The organism is Dankookia sp. GCM10030260, assembly GCF_042666655.1.
Taxonomy (GTDB): Bacteria; Pseudomonadota; Alphaproteobacteria; order Acetobacterales; family Acetobacteraceae; genus Paracraurococcus.
In genome coordinates, this window is the sequence record NZ_JBHTDE010000001.1 from 719,864 (window position 1) to 737,816 (window position 17,953).

The 17,953-nt window shown below is 71.9% G+C and carries 19 protein-coding genes; 16 read left to right on the forward strand and 3 right to left on the reverse strand.

Going from position 1 to position 17,953, the window contains the following annotated elements:
• The first annotated feature begins 172 nt into the window (after positions 1-172).
• From ACFQS7_RS03505 to proB, 3 genes are all read left to right on the forward strand, one after another.
• Positions 173-301, forward strand: a complete 129-nt coding sequence (locus tag ACFQS7_RS03505; RefSeq protein ID WP_380065624.1) for a hypothetical protein — start codon at positions 173-175, stop codon at positions 299-301.
• A 295-nt stretch (positions 302-596) separates the two neighbouring features.
• The gene (locus tag ACFQS7_RS03510; protein WP_380065625.1) at positions 597-2,618 is read left to right on the forward strand and encodes a carbohydrate-binding domain-containing protein; all 2,022 of its coding nucleotides are present in this window, start codon (positions 597-599) and stop codon (positions 2,616-2,618) included.
• Positions 2,619-2,722: 104 nt separating this feature from the next.
• Complete coding sequence (gene proB, locus ACFQS7_RS03515) at positions 2,723-3,868, forward strand: glutamate 5-kinase (RefSeq protein WP_380065626.1); 1,146 nt, start codon at positions 2,723-2,725, stop codon at positions 3,866-3,868.
• A gap of 4 nt (positions 3,869-3,872) precedes the next feature.
• On the opposite strand, the gene ACFQS7_RS03520 is transcribed toward proB, so the two are convergent.
• A complete protein-coding gene (locus tag ACFQS7_RS03520; protein WP_380065627.1) occupies positions 3,873-5,069 on the reverse strand; it encodes an NAD(P)/FAD-dependent oxidoreductase in 1,197 nt (398 codons plus the stop codon).
• 231 nt (positions 5,070-5,300) lie between these two features.
• Between ACFQS7_RS03520 and ACFQS7_RS03525 the strand changes: the two genes are divergently transcribed.
• Positions 5,301-5,675 carry a hypothetical protein gene (locus ACFQS7_RS03525; protein WP_380065628.1) on the forward strand — a complete coding sequence of 125 codons (375 nt, stop codon included), beginning with the start codon at positions 5,301-5,303 and terminating at the stop codon, positions 5,673-5,675.
• Positions 5,676-5,710: 35 nt separating this feature from the next.
• On the opposite strand, the gene ACFQS7_RS03530 is transcribed toward ACFQS7_RS03525, so the two are convergent.
• On the reverse strand, positions 5,711-6,658 hold the full coding sequence (locus tag ACFQS7_RS03530) for a Bug family tripartite tricarboxylate transporter substrate binding protein (RefSeq protein ID WP_380065629.1): 948 nt from the start codon (positions 6,656-6,658) through the stop codon (positions 5,711-5,713).
• A gap of 122 nt (positions 6,659-6,780) precedes the next feature.
• Between ACFQS7_RS03530 and uvrB the strand changes: the two genes are divergently transcribed.
• Both uvrB and ACFQS7_RS03540 read left to right on the forward strand, forming a co-directional pair.
• Entirely contained in the window at positions 6,781-9,003 is a 2,223-nt protein-coding gene (uvrB, locus tag ACFQS7_RS03535) for an excinuclease ABC subunit UvrB (RefSeq protein ID WP_380065630.1), read from the forward strand.
• Positions 9,004-9,061: 58 nt separating this feature from the next.
• The gene (locus ACFQS7_RS03540; protein WP_380065631.1) at positions 9,062-9,586 is read left to right on the forward strand and encodes an SRPBCC family protein; all 525 of its coding nucleotides are present in this window, start codon (positions 9,062-9,064) and stop codon (positions 9,584-9,586) included.
• A 48-nt stretch (positions 9,587-9,634) separates the two neighbouring features.
• Here the strand turns inward: ACFQS7_RS03540 and ACFQS7_RS03545 are convergent, their stop codons facing one another.
• The gene (locus ACFQS7_RS03545; protein WP_380065632.1) at positions 9,635-9,970 is read right to left on the reverse strand and encodes a hypothetical protein; all 336 of its coding nucleotides are present in this window, start codon (positions 9,968-9,970) and stop codon (positions 9,635-9,637) included.
• Positions 9,971-10,077: 107 nt separating this feature from the next.
• On the opposite strand from ACFQS7_RS03545, the gene ACFQS7_RS03550 reads away from it, so the two are divergent.
• The 10 genes from ACFQS7_RS03550 (at position 10,078) to ACFQS7_RS03595 (ending at position 17,849) form a co-directional block, all read left to right on the forward strand.
• Positions 10,078-10,866 (forward strand): SDR family oxidoreductase, encoded by a 789-nt coding sequence (locus ACFQS7_RS03550; RefSeq protein WP_380065633.1) that lies wholly within the window; start codon positions 10,078-10,080, stop codon positions 10,864-10,866.
• Positions 10,863-11,255 carry a dihydroneopterin aldolase gene (folB, locus tag ACFQS7_RS03555; protein WP_380065634.1) on the forward strand — a complete coding sequence of 131 codons (393 nt, stop codon included), beginning with the start codon at positions 10,863-10,865 and terminating at the stop codon, positions 11,253-11,255. The genes ACFQS7_RS03550 and folB overlap by 4 nt, the downstream gene beginning before the upstream one ends.
• Before the next feature lie 285 nt (positions 11,256-11,540).
• Complete coding sequence (uvrC, locus tag ACFQS7_RS03560; RefSeq protein WP_380065635.1) at positions 11,541-13,430, forward strand: excinuclease ABC subunit UvrC; 1,890 nt, start codon at positions 11,541-11,543, stop codon at positions 13,428-13,430.
• A 150-nt stretch (positions 13,431-13,580) separates the two neighbouring features.
• A complete protein-coding gene (gene pgsA / locus ACFQS7_RS03565; protein WP_380065636.1) occupies positions 13,581-14,183 on the forward strand; it encodes a CDP-diacylglycerol--glycerol-3-phosphate 3-phosphatidyltransferase in 603 nt (200 codons plus the stop codon).
• 77 nt (positions 14,184-14,260) lie between these two features.
• Positions 14,261-14,983 (forward strand): hypothetical protein, encoded by a 723-nt coding sequence (locus tag ACFQS7_RS03570; RefSeq protein WP_380065637.1) that lies wholly within the window; start codon positions 14,261-14,263, stop codon positions 14,981-14,983.
• Positions 14,984-14,991: 8 nt separating this feature from the next.
• Positions 14,992-15,243 (forward strand): molybdopterin converting factor subunit 1, encoded by a 252-nt coding sequence (moaD, locus tag ACFQS7_RS03575; protein WP_380065638.1) that lies wholly within the window; start codon positions 14,992-14,994, stop codon positions 15,241-15,243.
• 8 nt (positions 15,244-15,251) lie between these two features.
• A complete protein-coding gene (locus tag ACFQS7_RS03580; RefSeq protein ID WP_380065639.1) occupies positions 15,252-15,710 on the forward strand; it encodes a molybdenum cofactor biosynthesis protein MoaE in 459 nt (152 codons plus the stop codon).
• On the forward strand, positions 15,707-16,075 hold the full coding sequence (locus ACFQS7_RS03585) for a VOC family protein (protein ID WP_380065640.1): 369 nt from the start codon (positions 15,707-15,709) through the stop codon (positions 16,073-16,075). The genes ACFQS7_RS03580 and ACFQS7_RS03585 overlap by 4 nt, the downstream gene beginning before the upstream one ends.
• Positions 16,072-17,406, forward strand: a complete 1,335-nt coding sequence (locus ACFQS7_RS03590) for a hypothetical protein (protein ID WP_380065641.1) — start codon at positions 16,072-16,074, stop codon at positions 17,404-17,406. The genes ACFQS7_RS03585 and ACFQS7_RS03590 overlap by 4 nt, the downstream gene beginning before the upstream one ends.
• Positions 17,403-17,849, forward strand: coding sequence for a GNAT family N-acetyltransferase (locus ACFQS7_RS03595; protein WP_380065642.1), 447 nt, complete (start codon positions 17,403-17,405; stop codon positions 17,847-17,849). The genes ACFQS7_RS03590 and ACFQS7_RS03595 overlap by 4 nt, the downstream gene beginning before the upstream one ends.
• Positions 17,850-17,953: the final 104 nt, after the last annotated feature.

The following is a 17,953-nucleotide window of genomic DNA, read 5'->3' on the forward strand; positions in this document are numbered from 1 at the left end:
CCCCGTCTCGATCCTGCCAGATCGGCTTCCCTGGCCCCGGCGCGGCCGGTTCATCCGGCATGCTGCGGCCCATCCGATGGCCTGCGTCGGCGATTGCCGGCTGAAGCCAACAGCGCTGCCGGCTTAGGCACCCGGGGGGGGGCGTCCCGCCTCCGGGCCTTCGGCATGCCTGGTGGCCATCGCCACCGTGGCCCTTGGCGCCAGGAGGCTGGCCCGTCCGGGCGACGTGCCGGCGCTTTCCCGCCTGTGCAGGACCGCATCGACGGCCATCGCCAAGTGGTTGAATCCGCTGTCTGCCTGATGCGCGACCGCCACAGTTTTCATTCTAAACTTGAACGAAAAACGTGATCAGGAGATCACGGTTCCGCGATTGCGCGCGTAGATTGAATATCGCATATCGTGTTTCGGCACGGATCAATCACCTTTCTGTGCTTCACGTAACAGTGAGGACATAGCCCGAACCCTTTCGGAATGCCGCCGACGAGTCGCGTCCGCTATCTCAACCTTGGGTTGATGATGGTCGGCTTCTCACTCGCTGTGCGCAATTTCCGCAGGCAAAGGGCTGAACGCCTCCGAGCAACGCAGGAAGCCTGATCATGGCCGAGACCCTCGACCTGACCCAGTTCACCACCGTTTGGGACGAAAGCTTCGACAACGGGACGGGCATACTCAGCCGCACTTGGGGTCCCGGGATCGACACCAGCGTTGCCGGCCAGATCACCATTTCCAGCACGCCCGACAACCAGGATAGCGGCGCCATGGTCCCGCCCTCGGGTCCGGCAAACTCAGGGTACGGCTACGGGCTCTACAGCTTCACCCTGTCGATGGGGCAGGGCGATGCCCCGGGGCCCTATGCGCTGCTGTGGCCGGGCACCGACGTATGGCCGGGCCCGGAACTCGACCTGATCGAGCTGCTGCCGGGCGGTACCGCCTACTCGACCATCCATTGGAAGGGCGCAGACGGGTCGAACCAGTTCAAGTCCTATTACATGGACGGGGTCGACGTGAAGCAGACCCACACCTACTCCATGCTGTGGCAGCACGGCCGGCTGACCGGCTTCGTCGACGGCGTGGAGATGTGGACGACCACCGACCACGTCCCGGCCGATTATGCGCATGGCGGCGAGAATTCGGCGCCCGGCATCGGCATGCAGACCTGGTGGTCGACGAATGCCCAGCACGGCAGCGGCTACGACAACACCATCACCCTCTATGACCTGGACTACCGCCAGGCCAACAGCACCTTCACCGACGGCACGGGCCCCGGCACCGGGACCGGCGGAACCGGCGGCGGCACCGGGACCGGCGGCAGCGGCGGCACCGGGACCGGGACCGGGACCGGCGGCAGCGGCGGCACCAAGCCGATCGTCCAGACCATCGGCAGCGGCAACGACAGCCTGGTCCTGAAGCTCAGCCAGGACGCCTGGCAGGGGAACGCCCAGTACACGGTCACCGTCGACGGCAAGCAGATCGGCGGCACGCTGACGGCGGGCGCCACCCAGGGCAGCGGCAACGACAGCCTCACCGTGAAGGGCGACTTCGCCGCCGGCGCCCATTCGGTCACCGTCACCTTCCTGAACGACGCCTACGGCGGCAGTTCGGCCGCGGACCGCAACCTCTTCGTCGAGGGCGTCAGCTTCAACGGCACCGCCCTGGCCAGCGGCACCGCCGACCTGTTCTCGAACGGCGGCGCCTCCTTCGCCTTCAGCAAGGCGGCGGTCGCCAGCGTCGCCAGCACCACGCCCGGCGACACTGCGCCGGCGGTCAAGTTCGGCAGCGCGCCGAGCTGGAACAAGACCGCCTGGGAAGGCCATCTCCCCTTCGGCGGCGCCGACTACCACACCTTCGGCGCCACCGGCGTCTGGAACGACACCCCGGCCGTGGAGATGGCGCCGACGGCCTGGAAAGCCGGCTTCGCCAGCAAGCTCGCCTTCGACAACTTCGTGCAGACCAACATCGACCTGCGCGCCGCCGGCAGCCAGGCGCTCGACGTCATGCTGGTCAGCGCCAAGCGGGGCACGGCCACCCTCGCCGACGGCAACGACCATGTCACCTGGGTGGCGCACAGCAACGGCGCCGGCGCTGCCGCCAACACCATGACCATCAAGACCGGCGCCGGGGACGACGTGGTCACGGTGACCGCCGCGGGCATCTCGCCGCTCGCGGACTACGACCGCGTCGGCAACGGCAGCCTGTACAACCCCGCCTATGACGGGCGCTATTCCATCGCCGACGTCACCTTCGGCTCGGGCAAGGACAGCGTCACGGTCGAGGGCATGGCGAAGCTGGTGCTGCATGCCGGCAGCGGCGCGGCGACCGCGGTCGGCGGCGGCGGCAACGACCTGTTCGACGCCGGCACCGGCACCGGCAACTTCACCGGCGGCGCGGGCAAGGACATCTTCGCCTTCAATGCCAAGGACGGGCATGCGGTGATCCAGGACTTCACCGCCGGCATCGACAAGCTGAAGTTCACCGGCCTGACCAGCGCCGACATCCATACCAAGGCGGCAACCGAGGGCGGCGTCTCCGGCCTGCTGGTCACCTATGACTCCGCCGGCGACAGCGTCTTCCTGGCGCATGTCACCAAGCTGGCCGCGGCGGACATGATGTTCGCCTGACGCCGAGATCCTGCCGGGCCTGCGGGCCCGGCAGCCCATGAGGGGCGTCCCCGCGAGGGGGCGCCCTTTTCCTTGTGCGGTCCCGGCATGCTATGCGCCCGCCCATGCAATCCCTGGACGACATCGCACCGGTGCTCCCCGCCTTGGCGGGTGCGCGGCGCGTGGTGGTGAAGATCGGCTCCGCCCTGGTGGTGGAGGAGAAGACCGCGGCGCCGCGCGCCGGCTGGCTGGCCAGCGTCGCGGCCGATGTCGCGGCCCTGCGCGCCCGCGGGACGGAGGTCATCCTGGTCTCCTCCGGCGCCATCGCGCTCGCCCGCCGCGCGCTCGGCCTGACCCGCAAGAAGCTGAAGCTGGAGGAGAAGCAGGCCGCCGCCGCGGTCGGCCAGATCCGCCTGGCCGGGGCCTGGGCGGATGCGCTCGCGGCCCAGGGGCTCGCGGCCGCGCAACTCCTCCTCACGCTGGAGGACAGCGAGGACCGCCGCCGCTACCTCAATGCCCGTGCCACCCTCGGCACCCTGCTCGAGCTCGGCTGCATCCCGGTGATCAACGAGAACGACACGGTGGCCACCGCCGAGATCCGCTTCGGCGACAACGACCGCCTGGCCGCCCGGGTGGCGGAGATGACCGGCGCCGACGTGCTGGTCCTGCTGTCCGACATCGACGGGCTCTACACCGCCGACCCGCGCCGCGACCCGGCCGCGGCACATCTGCCGGTGGTGGAGCGCATCACCGACGAGATCATGGCCATGGGGGGCGACCCGCCGCCCGGCTATTCCTCGGGCGGGATGCGTACCAAGCTGATCGCCGCCCGCATCGCCACCGGCGCCGGCTGCGCCATGGCGATCGCCCTCGGCCAGCGCGACAACCCGCTGCGGGCGATCGAGGAGGGCGCGCGCTGCACCTGGTTCCTCGCCTCGCCCGAAGGGCGCTCCTCCCGCAAGCGCTGGATCGCCGGCTCGCTTGCCCCGCTCGGCAGCCTGGTGGTGGATGCCGGCGCCGCCCGCGCCTTGGCGCGCGGATCATCGCTTCTGCCGGCCGGCGTCCGGGCGGTGGAGGGCAGTTTCCATCGCGGCGACCCGGTCAGCGTGCGGGACGAGACGGGGCGCGAGCTGGCGCGCGGCCTGGCCGCCTACGACATGGAGGACGCCCGCCAGATCGCCGGCCATCGCAGCGAGGAATTGGAGACGATCCTCGGCTGGCGCGGGCGCGACGAGATCGTCCACCGCGACGACCTGGTGCTGATGCCCTAGCGGCTCAGCCGCGCGCCCAATTCGATGCCGCGCGCCCCGCCGCGACGCCGGTGCTGAAGCAGGCCTGCAGCAGGTAGCCGCCGGTCGGCGCCTCCCAGTCCAGCATCTCGCCGCAGGCGAAGACGCCGGGGTGGCGGCGCAGCATCAGATGTTCGTCCACCGCGTCCCAGCCCAGCCCGCCGGCCGAGGAGATGGCGCGGTCGAGCCCGATCGGCGCGGTCAGCGTGAGCGGCAGCGCCTTGACCAGGCGGGAGAGCGGCGCCGTGGCGCCGGCATGCAGGGCTTCCTGCACCAGGCCGATCGCTACCGGCGGCAGGCCGGCGCGGCGCAGGTGGTTGGCCAGCGACAGGGCGCCGCGCGGCCCGTCCAGCCGGGCGGCCAGCGCCGCGGCCTCGATGTCGGGCCGCAGGTCGAGCGCCAGGGTCACCGGGCCACCGGCCGCGATCGCTTCCCGCAGCGGGCCCGAGAGCGCATAGACCGCGCCTCCCTCGATCCCGGCCGCGGTCACCACCGCCTCGCCGCGCAGCGTCGTGCCGTTGTAGGACAGGGCGATGCGCTTCAGCGGCGCGCCGGCGAAGCGGCCACGGAAATGTTCCGACCAGGCGATGCGGAAGCCGCAATTGGCCGGGCGCAGCGGCGCCACCCCCTCCAGCAGCCCGGCCCAGGCGCCGTCCGAGCCGAGCCGCGGCCAGGAGGCGCCGCCGAGCGCCAGCACCGTCGCCGCCGGGCAGAGACGCACCGGCCCTTCCGGCGCATCGAAGGCCAGCGCGCCATCCTCCCAGCCGAGCCAGCGATGCCGCGAACGCAAGGTGACGCCGAGACCGGCGAGCCGGCCGAGCCAGGCGCGCAGCAGCGGCGAGGCCTTCATGACCCGCGGGAAGACCCGGCCGGAACTGCCGACGAAGGTCTCCTGCTCCAGCCCCCCGGCCCAGGCGGAAAGGGCGGCGGGCGGGAAGGCCTCGACGAAGGGGGCCAGCCGGTGGCGCGCCGCGCCGTAGCGGGAGAGGAAGGCCGGCAGCGGTTCGGAATGCGTCAGGTTCAGCCCGCCGCGGCCGGCGATCAGCAGCTTGCGGGCGGGGGAGGGCATGCGGTCCAGCACGACGACCCGCGCCCCGCCCAGGGCGGCGACCTCCGCTGCCATGAGGCCGGCGGGGCCGGCGCCGAGGACCGCGACGAGGGGTTGGGCATGGTGTTCCGACATTCGGCCTTCTAGAGCGGATCGCCGCAGGGCGGAAACGCCCGGAGGCCTGAATCTGCTCTGGAATCAGTACGCTAGACCATCCTCGGGCTTTCCTGTCAGCCTGGGGATAGGTCCGGGGCCGGTCGCGGCAGGGAAGCTGCCGCAGGATGGACCGGCGGCGGCAACGGCGCCGGTGAACCTTGGGGCCCGACGGCCGTTATCGCCGCCGAACCGAATGGGACGGAGAATCGGATGGCCGACAGTTATTTTTCCAGCCTGCGCTCGGGCGCACGCGATGCGCGCGACAGCGCCGAGAATTACGGTCGCCGCGCCGCCGGCAGCCTGCGCGACACCGGCGAGCGTCTGCGTGACCGGGGCGAGGATGCCCGCGGCGAAGTCTCGCGCCTGTGGTCCGACCTCGAGGACCTGGTCGAGAAGCGGCTTGGTCCGGCGGCGTCCGAGGCTGGCCGTTCGGCCAGCCGCTACGCCGACCAGGGCCGCGACTTGGCGATGGATTATGCCGCGCAGCTGCGCGACGTGACCCGGTCGCGCCCGCTGGTGGCGATCGGCATCGCCGTTGCGGCGACCTGGGTCATCACCACGATGCTGCGCAGCAGCAAGCGCTGACCGGATGGGCGCGGGGGGCTTGCCGCCCCCCGCGCCTAATCCAGCGTGATCCGCGCCGCCTGGGCCACCTCGGTCCAGCGCGCGATTTCGGCCTGCAGGTATTGCCCGAAGGCCGAGGCCGGCAGCGGCATGATCTGGGCGCCGATGCCCTCCAGCTTCGCCTGCACTTCGGGCAGGGCCAGCACTGCCCGGGTCGCGGCATCGATCCGCGCGACGACCGCGGGCGGCGTCTTGGCCGGGGCGAAAAGCCCGACCCAGATCCCCATCTCGAAGCCCGGCAGGGTTTCGGCCAGGGCCGGCACTGTTGGCAGGCCCGGCAGCCGCTGCGGCGCGCTGGTCGCCAGCGGCCGCACCTGGCCGCCCTGGGCCAGCGCCATCGCCGCGATCACCGGGTCGAACAGCACCTGCACCTGGCCGGCCACCAGCGCGGTCTCGGCCGGGGTGGTGCTGCGGAAGGGCACGTGCAGCAGGTCGATCCCGGCCTGCGCCTTGAACATCTCGGCCGCCAGGTGGCTGGAGGTGCCGTTGCCGCCGGACCCATAGGTGAGCTGCCCAGGCCTCGCCTTGGCCAGGGCGATCAGTCCGGCGAGGTCGGTGACCGGCAGGGATGGATGCACCAGCGGCAGGTTCGGCCCGGTCGCCACGCCGGAGACCGGGGCGAAGTCGCGCACCGGGTCGTAGGGCAGGCGGGCCCCGTAGAGCGGGACGTTCATCGCATGGGTGCTGATCGTGCCCATCAGCAATGTGTAGCCATCGGGCGCGCTGCGGGCGGCGGCCTCGGTGGCGATGATCCCGCCGGCGCCGGCGCGGTTGTCGATCACCAGCGGCTGGCCGAGCCGGGCGCCCAGGGGCTCGGCAATGATCCGGCTGGCGATGTCGGTGGCGCCGCCCGGGGCGAAGCCGACCAGCAGCCGGATCGGCCGCTGCGGCCAGTCGGCCTGCGCCATTGCGCCGCCGGGCAGGGCCAGGGCCGCCGCCAACATGCTTCGCCGCCGGAACGCCATGCGCCGGTCCCTCCCGTGTTTGCCTCCGCCATGGCAGCATGGCCGCCACGCTTCGGCCAGCGCTCGACGCGGGTCGGCGGGCACCCAAGATAGGGCATACGATGAACCACCTTGCCCCGGTCACCTTCTTTCCCGCCAAGCGCCCCGCCCCGCCGCCGGAGCGGCGCCTGACGGTCGTCTCCCCCTTCGAGCCGAACGGCGACCAGCCGGCGGCGATCAAGACGCTGGTCGCCGGACTGCGGGCGAACGAACGCGACCAGGTGCTGCTGGGCGTGACCGGCAGCGGCAAGACCTTCACCATGGCCAAGGTGATCGAGGCGGTGCAGCGGCCGACCCTGATCCTGGCGCCGAACAAGACGCTGGCCGCGCAATTGTACGGGGAGATGAAAAGCTTCTTTCCCGACAACGCGGTGGAATACTTCGTCAGCTACTACGACTACTACCAGCCGGAAGCCTACGTCCCGCGCACCGACACCTACATCGAGAAAGACGCGCAGATCAACGAGCAGATCGACCGCATGCGGCACAGCGCGACGCAGATGCTGCTGGAGCGGAACGACGTCATCATCGTCGCCTCGGTCTCCTGCATATACGGCATCGGCTCGGTCGAGACCTATTCCCGGATGGTGGTGAAGCTGGAGCTCGGCGGCCGGATCGACCGCGACGTGCTGGTCAAGGGCCTGGTCGAGCAGCAATACCGCCGCAACGACAGCTTCTTCGCCCGCGGCACCTTCCGCATCCGCGGCGAGACGGTGGACATCTGGCCCTCCCACCTCGAGGACCGCGCCTGGCGGATCAGCCTGTTCGGCGACGAGGTGGACGGCATCCGCGAATTCGACCCGCTGACCGGCGAGACGACGGCCGACCTCGAACGCGTCTCGATCTATGCCAACAGCCACTACGTGACGCCGCGGCCGACGCTGCAGCAGGCGATCATCTCGATCAAGCAGGAACTGCAGGAGCGGCTGCTGGAGCTGGAAGGCGCGGGGCGGCTGCTCGAGGCGCAGCGGCTGGCGCAGCGCACCCAGTTCGACATCGAGATGCTGGAGACCACCGGCGCCTGCAAGGGGATCGAGAACTACTCCCGCTACCTCACCGGCCGCGCGCCCGGCGAGCCGCCGCCGACGCTGTTCGAATACCTGCCGGAGAACGCGCTGCTGGTGGTGGACGAGAGCCACGTCACCATCGGCCAGCTCGGCGGGATGTACCGCGGCGACTTCGCGCGGAAGTCCATCCTCGACGAATTCGGCTTCCGCCTGCCGTCCTGCAAGGACAACCGGCCGCTGAAATTCGAGGAGTGGGAGGCCTACCGGCCGAACACCGTCTTCGTCAGCGCGACGCCGGGGCCCTGGGAGATGGAGCGCACCGGCGGCACCTTCGCCGAGCAGGTCATCCGCCCGACCGGGCTGATCGACCCGGTGACCGAGATCCGCCCGGTGGAAGGCCAGGTGGACGACCTGCTGGCCGAATGCCGCGAGCAGATCAGGAAGGGCGGCCGCGTCCTGGTCACCACCCTGACCAAGCGCATGGCCGAGGACCTGACCGAGTACATGACGGAAGCCGGCATCCGGGTGCGCTACCTGCACTCGGATGTCGACACGCTGGAGCGGATCGAGATCATCCGCGACCTCCGCCGCGGCGGCTTCGACGTGCTGGTCGGCATCAACCTGCTGCGGGAGGGGCTGGACATCCCGGAATGCACCCTCGTCGCCATCCTCGATGCCGACAAGGAAGGCTTCCTCCGCAGCTTCACCTCCCTGGTGCAGACCATCGGCCGCGCCGCCCGCAACGTCGAGGGCCGCGTGGTGCTCTATGCCGACCGGATGACCGACAGCCTGAAGCGCGCGCTGGAGGAGACCGACCGCCGCCGCACCAAGCAGATGGCCTGGAACGCCGAGCACGGCATCACGCCGACCACCATCAAGCGGCAGATCGCCGATGTCATGCAGTCCGTCTACGAACAGGACTACGTGACGGTCGAGGCGGTGGAGGGCGACAAGACCGCCCAATTCGTCGGCAAGGACCTGCGCGCCTCGATCGCCGAGCTGGAGAAGCGCATGCGCGCCGCCGCCGCCGACCTGGAATTCGAGGAGGCCGCCCGGCTGCGCGACGAGGTCAAGCGGCTGGAGGCGCTGGACCTCGGCCTGGAGCCCAACTTGGCCGGGCGGTCGCTGCAGGATGCCACCCCCCGCAGCGGCGCGGCCAAGCCGGCCCGACCGAAGCAGGACTGGAAGCCGAAACCGATGGGCCCGGGCGGCGGCGGCTACGATCCGGAGAAGCGCGGCGGCCGCGGCCGGCGGGCGGCGGCCGGCAAGGCACGGTAGCGGGGAACGCCCCGCCATCCCCCCGCGTTCGCCTCGCGAACCGAGGGGGACATGTCCGATGGGCGAATATACCGGCCGTATCGAGATCGCCCGGCCGCCGGACGAGGTCTTCGCCTTCCTCGCCGAGTTGCGCAACATGCCGCGCTACCTGCCGACGGTGACCCATGTCGGCCCGCAGGGGCGCCACGAGCAGCACGACGACGTCGCGGTGGAGGGCGAGGCCGGTGGCCACCCCTACCACAACGATGGCTGGCTGAAGGCCGAGCCGGAGGCGCGGCGGATGCGCTGGGGTTCGCACACCATGAAGGATTATGGCGGCGCCCTGGCGGTGACGTCGGCCGCGGGCGGCGCGGTGATCGAGCTGACGCTCAGCCTGACCCCGAAGCCCGAGGTGGCGCAGCGGATGCAGGCGGAGCACGGCAGCGTCGACGCCGGGATGCGGCGCTCGGTCGACCGGACACTCGGCAGCATCAAGGCCTGCTGCGAGCAGGCCGACGCGCCGCCGCGCGACATCGCCAATGACGAGGACCCGGCGGAAGCCCGGCCCTTCGGCAGCAGCGCGACGCCGAATTCGGGCACCTGACGCAGGACGCATGCCGCGGCGCGATGCCTGCTCGCGCCGGGCGGATCCTCAGCGGCCCAGCTCGATCCCGCACTCGCCCAGCAGCGACCCGGCGTTGCCGCCGGCGCGCTGTGCCACCTGCGCCACCTGCAACGCATCCTGCGGCTGCAGCGTCTTCACCAGGCAGCTGGTCAGCCCGACGGTATCCAGCGTCAGCCCGCCTGCGGCCAGGCATTTCGCCGCGGCACTCGCCGCCCGGCCGCAGAAGGCGCGCTTCTCCTCCGCCGTCTGCGGCCTGGACAGGCCGGGGATGGCATTGCCCAGGCCGGGGATGTTCGGCAGCCCCTGCGCGACGGCCGTTCCCACCAGCAGCGGTGCCATCACCAGGCCCCAGGCGATGCGCATGGCGATTCCTTCCGTTCGAACGGCGCGCACCGTCCTGCGCCGAGGCGCCCCGGTCAACCGGCCGCACCCGGTTTCCCGGCGGCGGCTTTTCCGCTAGGACCCGCGGCGTGCCACCCCCATCCCCGATCCCCTCGAGCATCCCGCGCGCCGCGCTGGTCACCGGCGGCGCCCGGCGCCTTGGCCGCGCCATCGCGCTGGCGCTGGCCGAAGCCGGCTTCGACATCGCCGTCCACTATGCCGGCAGCCAGGCCGAGGCCGCGGAGACCGCCGCCGCCGTCCGGGCGCTCGGCCGCCGTGCCGTCACCCTGCAGGCCGACCTGGCGCGGGAGACGCAGGTCACGCCGCTGCTGCCCGCCGCCGCCGCCGCGCTCGGCCCGATCGGCGTGCTGGTGAACAACGCCAGCACCTTCGAGCGCGACGAGTGGCACGACGCCACCCGGGAAAGCTGGGACGCGCATATCGAGCCCAACCTCCGCGCTCCCTTCGTGCTCACCCAGGCCTTCGCCCGGGCGCTGCCGGATGCGGCGGAGGGCCTTGTGCTCAACATGCTGGACCAGCGGGTCTGGTCGCTGACGCCGCATTTCGTCTCCTACTCGGTGTCGAAGGCCGCGCTCTGGGCACTGACCCAGTCGATGGCGCTGGCGCTCGCCCCGCGCATCCGGGTCAATGCCATCGGCCCCGGCCCCGCCTTGCCCAGCCCGCGGCAGAGCCAGGCGCAGTTCGACCGCCAGGCCGCGAGCGTCCCGCTGCGCCACGGCACCGGGCCGGAGGAGATCGGCCGTGCCGTGCTCGCCATCCTCGCCATGCCGGCGATGACCGGGCAGATGATCGCGCTCGATGGCGGGCAGCACCTGCAATGGTCGCCAACCCCACCGGCCGCGGAGCCCGAGGAATGAGCTTCGCCCCGGATGCCGCCCGCGGCCTGCGCCTGGTCTTCGTCCGCGGCCTGTCGCTGCAGGCGCGGCTTGGCGTCTACCCGCATGAGAAGGCGGCGCCGCAGCGTGTCGTCGTGGGCGTGGAATTGGCGGTGGAAGACGATGCCGCGCCGCACGGAGTCGGCGCGGACGAACTGCGCCGGGTGGTGGATTATGAACGGGTGGTGAAGGCGGCACGCGCGGCCGCGGCCTCGGGCCACACACTTCTGGTGGAAACCCTGGCCGAGCGGATCGCCGAGGCGGCATTGTCAGATTCGCGTGTGCAACGCGCCCGTGTCACCGTGGAAAAGCCGGACGCCTTTCCCGACGCCGCCGCCGTCGGGGTCGTGATCGAACGTATTCGCGGATGAGACATGCTTCGCCGTGGAAACTGTCCACTGCGCTCGCGAGATCGGCAACAGCGCCAGCGGTTGAAATCGGATGTTACAGTTGACCTATTCCATAACAGACCGAAATGATGAAACCGTTGTAGATCAGTATCTTATTAAAATGCGAAAAAATTGGGCATTGTCATGTGACCGGCCTGTGACGGCCGAATTTGCGGCTCTCATGGCATCGCATCCACAGACTTATCCACAGGATCCGTGGAGAACCCCGTCTTGCGGCGAAAAGCCGCGGCGCCCTAATCGCTGCGCATGAGTCAAGTCGAATTCGAGGCAACCGACCCTGCCACCGACCCTCCGGTGATGCAGGGCGTCCGGGTCATCGAGACCGCGCTGGCCACCCTGCCGCACACCCCCGGCGTCTATCGCATGCTGGATGCCAAGGGCGACGCGCTCTATGTCGGCAAGGCGCGGGCGCTGCGGAAGCGGGTGGTCGCCTATACCCAGGTCGCCCGGCTGCCCGAGCGCCTGCGCCGCATGGTGCACGAGACCCGCAGCCTCGAGGTCATCACCACGGCCTCGGAGGCCGAGGCGCTGCTGCTCGAAGCCAACCTGATCAAGAAGTTGCGGCCGCGCTACAACATCGTCCTGCGCGACGACAAGTCCTATCCCTGGCTGGTCCTGACCGAGGACCACCCCTATCCGCAGATCACCAAGCACCGCGGCGAGCGCCGCAAGGGCGCCAGCTACTGGGGCCCCTTCGCCAGCGCCTGGTCGGTCAACCAGACCCTGACCGCGCTGCAGCGGGTGTTCCTGCTGCGGTCCTGCCGCGACACCGTCTTCGACAGCCGCGACCGGCCCTGCCTGCTGCACCAGATCAAGCGCTGCTCCGCCCCCTGCGTCGAGCGCATCAGCCAGGAGGACTATGCCGGGCTGGTGGCCGAGGCGAAGCAATTCCTCTCGGGTGAGACCCCCTCCATCCAGAACGCCCTGGCCAAGGAGATGGAGGAGGCCGCCGAGAAGCTGGAATTCGAGCGCGCCGCGGCGATCCGCGACCGCATCCGCGGCCTGACCCATGTGCAGGGCCGCGACCGCATCAACATGGAAGGCCTGGGCGATGCCGACGTGGTGGCGCTGCACCAGATGGCCGGGCAGTCCTGCGTCCAGGTCTTCTTCTTCCGCGGCGGCCGCAACAACGGCAACCGCCCCTTCTTCCTGAGCAAGGGCGATCAGGGGCCGGAGGAGGTGATGGGCGCCTTCCTCGGCCAGCTCTACGACGACCTGCCGCCGCCGCCGCTGGTGCTGCTCAGCCATGCGCCGCCCGAGCAGGACCTCATCGCCGAGGCGCTGAGCATCAAGGCCGGCCGCAAGGTCGAGCTCCACCGTCCCCAGCGCGGCGACAAGCGCGCCGCGGTCGAGCATGCCGAGACCAACGCCCGCGAAGCCCTGGAGCGGAAGATGGCCGAGGGCACGGCGCAGGAGGCGCTGCTGCAGGGCGTCGCCCGGGTCTTCGACCTGCCCGCCACGCCGGAACGCATCGAGGTCTACGACAACAGCCATATCCAGGGGACCAACGCCTATGGCGTCATGGTCGCCGGCGGCCCCTCGGGCTTCCTGAAGCAGGCCTACCGCAAGTTCTCCATCAAGGGCGACATCAAGGGCGGCGACGACTTCGCCATGATGCGCGAGGTCTTCGAGCGCCGCTTCGGCCGCGCCCTGAAGGAGGACCCGGAGCGGGCAGGGGGCTCCTGGCCCGACCTGGTGCTGATCGACGGCGGGCTCGGCCAGCTCAACGCGGTGCGCGACCTCTTCGCCGAGATGGGCGTGCACGACGTGCCGCTGGTCGCCATCGCCAAGGGCGAGGACCGCAATGCCGGCCGCGAATGGTTCCACCAGCCGGGCAAGCCGCCCTTCCAGCTGCCGCCGCGCGACCCGGTGCTGTACTACCTGCAGCGGCTGCGCGACGAGGCGCACCGCTTCGCCATCACCACCCACCGCGCCGGCCGGTCGAAGTCGCTCATCAAGAGCGAGCTGGACGAGATCCCCGGCGTCGGCCCCGCCCTGAAGCGCCGTCTGCTGAACCACTTCGGCAGCGCCCGCGGGGTACGCAACGCGGCGCTGGACGACCTGGCGAACACGCCGGGGGTGGGGCCTTCGGTGGCGCGGAAGATCCACGACCACTTCCATCCGGGGACCAACTAGGCGGCCCCCGGGGACCACCTGGCTGGCCACCTGGATGGCCACCTGGATGGCCATCTGGATGGAATGTCACGTCCTCGTCGCCGCCCGGGCCATTCCCGCGGCGTCCCGGGCTTGCCGCGGGGCGGGCGCTCCGCCATGACTGCCCGCCCCATGCCGACCGATCTCCCCAACCTCCTGACGCTCTCGCGCATCGCCGCCATCCCGTTGCTGGTGGCGCTGGTGGCCCTGCGCACGCCGCTTGGCGATGTCGGGGCCTGCGCGGTCTTCTCCGCCGCCGCCATCACCGATTATTTCGACGGCAAGATCGCCCGCCAGCGGCAGACCGTCTCCGGCTTCGGCCGCATGCTGGACCCGATCGCCGACAAGCTGCTGGTCGGCGCCGCGCTGATGGTCCTGGCCGGGCACGACCGGCTGACCGGCTGGACGCTCTATCCCGCCATCATCATCCTGCTGCGGGAGATCCTGGTCTCCGGCCTGCGGGAATACCTGGCGGGCCTGCGCATCGGCCTGCCGGTCTCCCGCCTCGCCAAGTGGAAGACCGGGTTCCAGATGGGCGCGCTCGGCACCCTGCTGGGCGGCGACACCGCCGCCGGCGTGCTGCACCTGTCCTTCCTCCCCGTGTCCAGGATCGGCGAGGCGATGCTTTGGGTCGCCGCCGGGCTGACCCTGGTGACCGGGCGGACCTACCTCGAGGCCGGGCTGCGCCACGCGGAAGCCGATCCCGGCCCCAGCCTGCCCGAGACCCGGCCTTGAGACCGGCACATGGGCAGCGCATCTTCCCGATAGAGTGTCGGCACAGGGCCCCGCAGCCGGGGCAGCAGGAGTAGGTCATGCGACGGATTGGCGTAACCTCGGCAAGGCTGGCCACGCTGGGCCTGGGGCTGCTGCTCGGTGCCTGCAGCGCCTATGACAACTCGACCACCTGGCTGAACAACAGCGGCGTGAAGGCCACCGACGGCATCGCCAATGCCGGCGCCTCGATCGGCATGCCCTGGGGCCGCTCACGCCCGACCCTGCCGGAGGGCAGCGCCACCATCGCCCGGGTGAGCGGCGCGCCGGTGCAGATGGCGACGCTGACGCCCGAGTCGGGCGATGTCTGGCCGGTGCCCGAGGCGCCGCGCTCCACCCTGGCCAACCCGGATGCGGCCATGCGCGGCATCCCGACCTACCGGCCGGGCGATTTCGACCGGCCCTCCGCCCCTGCCGGGCGGTCGCAGTGGCAGCCGACGGACCCGCCGAACCCGGCGCCGCTGCCGCCCAACCTGCGCAGCGGGGCGTCCGCCCCGGGGCCGCGGCTGGACCCGCAGCCGGTCCCCGGCCCCCAGGCTGTCGCACCGCCGCTGCCCAACGCCAGTGCGCCGCCGCCCCGCCGGGCCGATGGCCGGGTGATCATGCTGCCGCAGGGCGGCGCCGCGGTGACCAGCGGCGGGACCGACCGCATCCAGGGCTACACGGCGCCGGGCGGCGTCAGCGGCACCGCGGTGATCGACGGCAACACCACGACCCTGTTCGACCCCAGCGGCCGGATCCAGACCGTCCCGACCCAGCGCTGAGGACCGGCATGCGGGTCCTCTATTTCGCCTGGCTGCGGCAGAAGGTGGGTGTGGCGGAGGAGGAGGTCTCCCCGCCGGCCGAGATCCGCGACGTCGCCGGGCTGGTCGCCTGGCTGGCCGGCCGCAGCCCGGGCCATGCCGCCGCCTTCGCCCAGCCGAAGCAGGTCCGCGCCGCGGTGAACCAGGAATTCGCCAGCCCCGACGCCCCGGTCGGCGCCGCCGACGAGGTCGCGTTCTTCCCCCCGGTGACCGGCGGGTGAGCGGGTCGGTGACGACCACCGTCCGGGTCCAGGCCGAGCCCTTCGACCTGGCCGCCGAGAGCGCCGCGCTGACCGCCGGGCGGGTCGATGTCGGCGGGCTGGCCAGCTTCGTCGGGCTCTGCCGGGCGGATGACGGGCTGGCCGCGCTGGTGCTGGAACACTATCCGGGCATGACCGAGCGGGCGATCGCCGGCATCGCGGCCGAGGCCTGCGCCCGCTGGCCGCTGACCGGCTGCACCGTCATCCACCGCCATGGCCGGCTGGAGCCGGGGGCGCCGATCGTCCTGGTGCTGACCGCCTCCTCCCACCGCACCGCGGCGCTGGAAAGCTGCGCCTTCCTGATCGACTGGCTGAAGACCCGGGCGCCCTTCTGGAAGCGCGAGGAATTCGCCGACGGCGCGGAACGTTGGGTCGAGGCCAAGGCCGAGGACGATGCCGCCGCCGCGCGCTGGGGCGCCGCGCCTTGACCGTCGGGTCCCTGGCGCGGGTGGAACTGGCGTGCCGCGACCCCCATCGCCAGCGCGAATTCTTCAGCCGAATCCTCGGCCTCGAGCCGACCGAGCCGGGCAATGCCCTGCGCTTCACCCTGGGCGGGGTGGAACTGGTGCTGCGGCCGCGCGGCGATGCGCTCTTCGCCTCGGCCCGCGGCGGCGAGGCCGGGACCCTGCTCGCCTTCCCGGTGGCGGATGCCGAGCTGGAACGCTGGCACCGCCGCATGCTGACCGCCCGGGTCGCGGTGCTGGACGCGCCGGGCCCTTCCGGCGCGCCGCCGCGGCTGCTGCGGGTGGCCGACCCCGAGGGCAACGTCATCGAGCTTTTCGCCGCGGCGTGAAGGCCCTGGCGGGGATCGTCCTGGGGGCGGCGCTGCTGGTCTGGCCGGCGGCGCTGAACCGCTATCCGCTGGTCTTCAGCGATACCGGCGCCCTGCTGGCGCAGACCGTCGAGGGCTGGGCGATCTGGGACAAGCCGCTGGTCTACGGACCGTTGCTGCATGCCTTCCACTGGCGGATCACGCTCTGGCTGCCGTTGGCGGCGCAGGGGCTGGTGCTGTCCTGGCTGCTCTGGCTGGTGCAGCGCAGCCTCGGCGGCGTCGGGCCGGGCCGGCATGTCCTGCTGTGTGCCGGGCTGGCGGCGGCGACCGCGGCGCCCTGGTTCGCCGCGCTGCTGCTGCCGGACTGGCTGGCGCCGGCCCTGGTGCTGGCGATCTTCCTGCTGGGCTTCGCCGAGGCCGGGCTCGGCCGGGTGGAACGCGCCGCACTCGCCCTGCTGGTGCTGCTCGCCGCCGCCGCGCACCTGTCCCACCTGCCGGTCGCCGCCGCCCTGGTGCTGCTGGTGCTGGCGGTTCGGCGGGCCTTGCGGCCGGCGCTGCGCTGCGCGTGGCCGCTGGCCGGCGCCGTGGCGCTGCTGCTGGCGACCAATGCCTGGTCCCAGGGGCGCTGGGCGGTCTCGCCGTATGGCGCGGTCTTCGCGCTCGCCCGACTGACCGCCGATGGCCCGGCGGCGCGCACCATCGAAGCCCGCTGCCCCGCGGCCGGTTGGCATCTGTGCCGCTGGGCCGGGCGGCTGCCCGCCGACAGCGACGATTTCCTCTGGTCGGGCAGCGGCCCGGTCTGGGCGGCACGGACCGATGGCGCGCAGCCCGGTGGGCCGATTTCCCTGGCGCCGGAGGCCGCCGCGATCCTGGCGGAGACGCTGCGGCGGGAGCCGCTCGGCGTGCTGCGGGCCGCGGCGGGCAATGCCTGGCGGCAGCTCGGCATGGCCCGGGTCGGCGACACGCTGGGGCCGGAGAACCTGCAGGCCTCCGTCGCCCGGCAGCTGGCGCTGGGCTTCCCGCCGGCCGAGCAGGCCCGCTTCGCCGCCTCGCTGCAGGCGCAGGGGCGGCTGGGGCCGGCCGCGGCGCCCTTCCTGCTGCTGCATCCGCTGGTGCTGCTGCTGGGGGCGGCGGGGACGCTGCTGGCCTGGCGGCGGGCGGCCGGGATGCGCCCGCTTGGGCTGGTGCTCTGCGTGCTGGTCGGCATCACCGCCAATGCCGCGGCGACCGGGGCGCTGTCCGGGCCGCATGACCGCTACCAGGCGCGGATCGCCTGGCTGCTGCCGCTGGCGGCGCTGCTGGCCGGCCCGCTTGCCCGGCGCGACGACGCCGGGAAAGGCGCCCCGGCGTGACCTCGCGCCACGGGCTCGAGATCCGCGCCGCCGCAGCGGCCGAGGCGCCCGGCCTCGCGGTGCTGCTGGGCGCCGCCGGGCATGTCATCGACCCGCGCGAGCTGGCAACACGGCTTGATGCGATCCGCCAGGGGCCGGGCATCGCGCTGGTCGCGCTGGAATGGGGCCCGCCCAGCGGCCTGGTGGTGCTGCACTGGTACCGCCGGCTGGAGGAGGCGCGCCCCGTCGCCCAGGTCACCACGCTGCTGGTCGGCACCGAGGAGCGGCGCCGCGGCATCGGCCGGCTGCTGGTCAAGGCGGCGGCGCAGGCGGCGCGCAATGCCGGCTGCGGGATGCTGGAATTGGCGGCGCCGGAGTCGCCGGAGCTGGCGGCCTTCTGCCTGGCCACAGGCTTCATCCCGGCCGGGCCGCGTTTCCTGCGGCCGCTGCGCAAGGCGGGGTAGCAAGGCCAGGGAGGAGGCATCCTCCCTGGACCCTCCTTTAATGTTGTGGGTTGGCACCCGCCGCGCGGTGGGGCCAAGCCCACAAAAAGGAAGGGTGGGGTTTG

What these genes read in the sequence shown, in the direction of transcription:
- ACFQS7_RS03540 (WP_380065631.1), top strand. Translation starts at nt 9,062, where the DNA reads ATGGGCGAATATACCGGCCGTATCGAGATCGCCCGGCCGCCGGACGAG.
- uvrC (WP_380065635.1), top strand. Translation starts at nt 11,541, where the DNA reads ATGAGTCAAGTCGAATTCGAGGCAACCGACCCTGCCACCGACCCTCCG.
- ACFQS7_RS03530 (WP_380065629.1), bottom strand. Translation starts at nt 6,658, where the DNA reads ATGTTGGCGGCGGCCCTGGCCCTGCCCGGCGGCGCAATGGCGCAGGCC.
- pgsA (WP_380065636.1), top strand. Translation starts at nt 13,581, where the DNA reads ATGCCGACCGATCTCCCCAACCTCCTGACGCTCTCGCGCATCGCCGCC.
- uvrB (WP_380065630.1), top strand. Translation starts at nt 6,781, where the DNA reads ATGAACCACCTTGCCCCGGTCACCTTCTTTCCCGCCAAGCGCCCCGCC.
- ACFQS7_RS03520 (WP_380065627.1), bottom strand. Translation starts at nt 5,069, where the DNA reads ATGTCGGAACACCATGCCCAACCCCTCGTCGCGGTCCTCGGCGCCGGC.
- folB (WP_380065634.1), top strand. Translation starts at nt 10,863, where the DNA reads ATGAGCTTCGCCCCGGATGCCGCCCGCGGCCTGCGCCTGGTCTTCGTC.
- proB (WP_380065626.1), top strand. Translation starts at nt 2,723, where the DNA reads ATGCAATCCCTGGACGACATCGCACCGGTGCTCCCCGCCTTGGCGGGT.
- ACFQS7_RS03525 (WP_380065628.1), top strand. Translation starts at nt 5,301, where the DNA reads ATGGCCGACAGTTATTTTTCCAGCCTGCGCTCGGGCGCACGCGATGCG.
- ACFQS7_RS03570 (WP_380065637.1), top strand. Translation starts at nt 14,261, where the DNA reads ATGCGACGGATTGGCGTAACCTCGGCAAGGCTGGCCACGCTGGGCCTG.
- moaD (WP_380065638.1), top strand. Translation starts at nt 14,992, where the DNA reads ATGCGGGTCCTCTATTTCGCCTGGCTGCGGCAGAAGGTGGGTGTGGCG.
- ACFQS7_RS03545 (WP_380065632.1), bottom strand. Translation starts at nt 9,970, where the DNA reads ATGCGCATCGCCTGGGGCCTGGTGATGGCACCGCTGCTGGTGGGAACG.
- ACFQS7_RS03510 (WP_380065625.1), top strand. Translation starts at nt 597, where the DNA reads ATGGCCGAGACCCTCGACCTGACCCAGTTCACCACCGTTTGGGACGAA.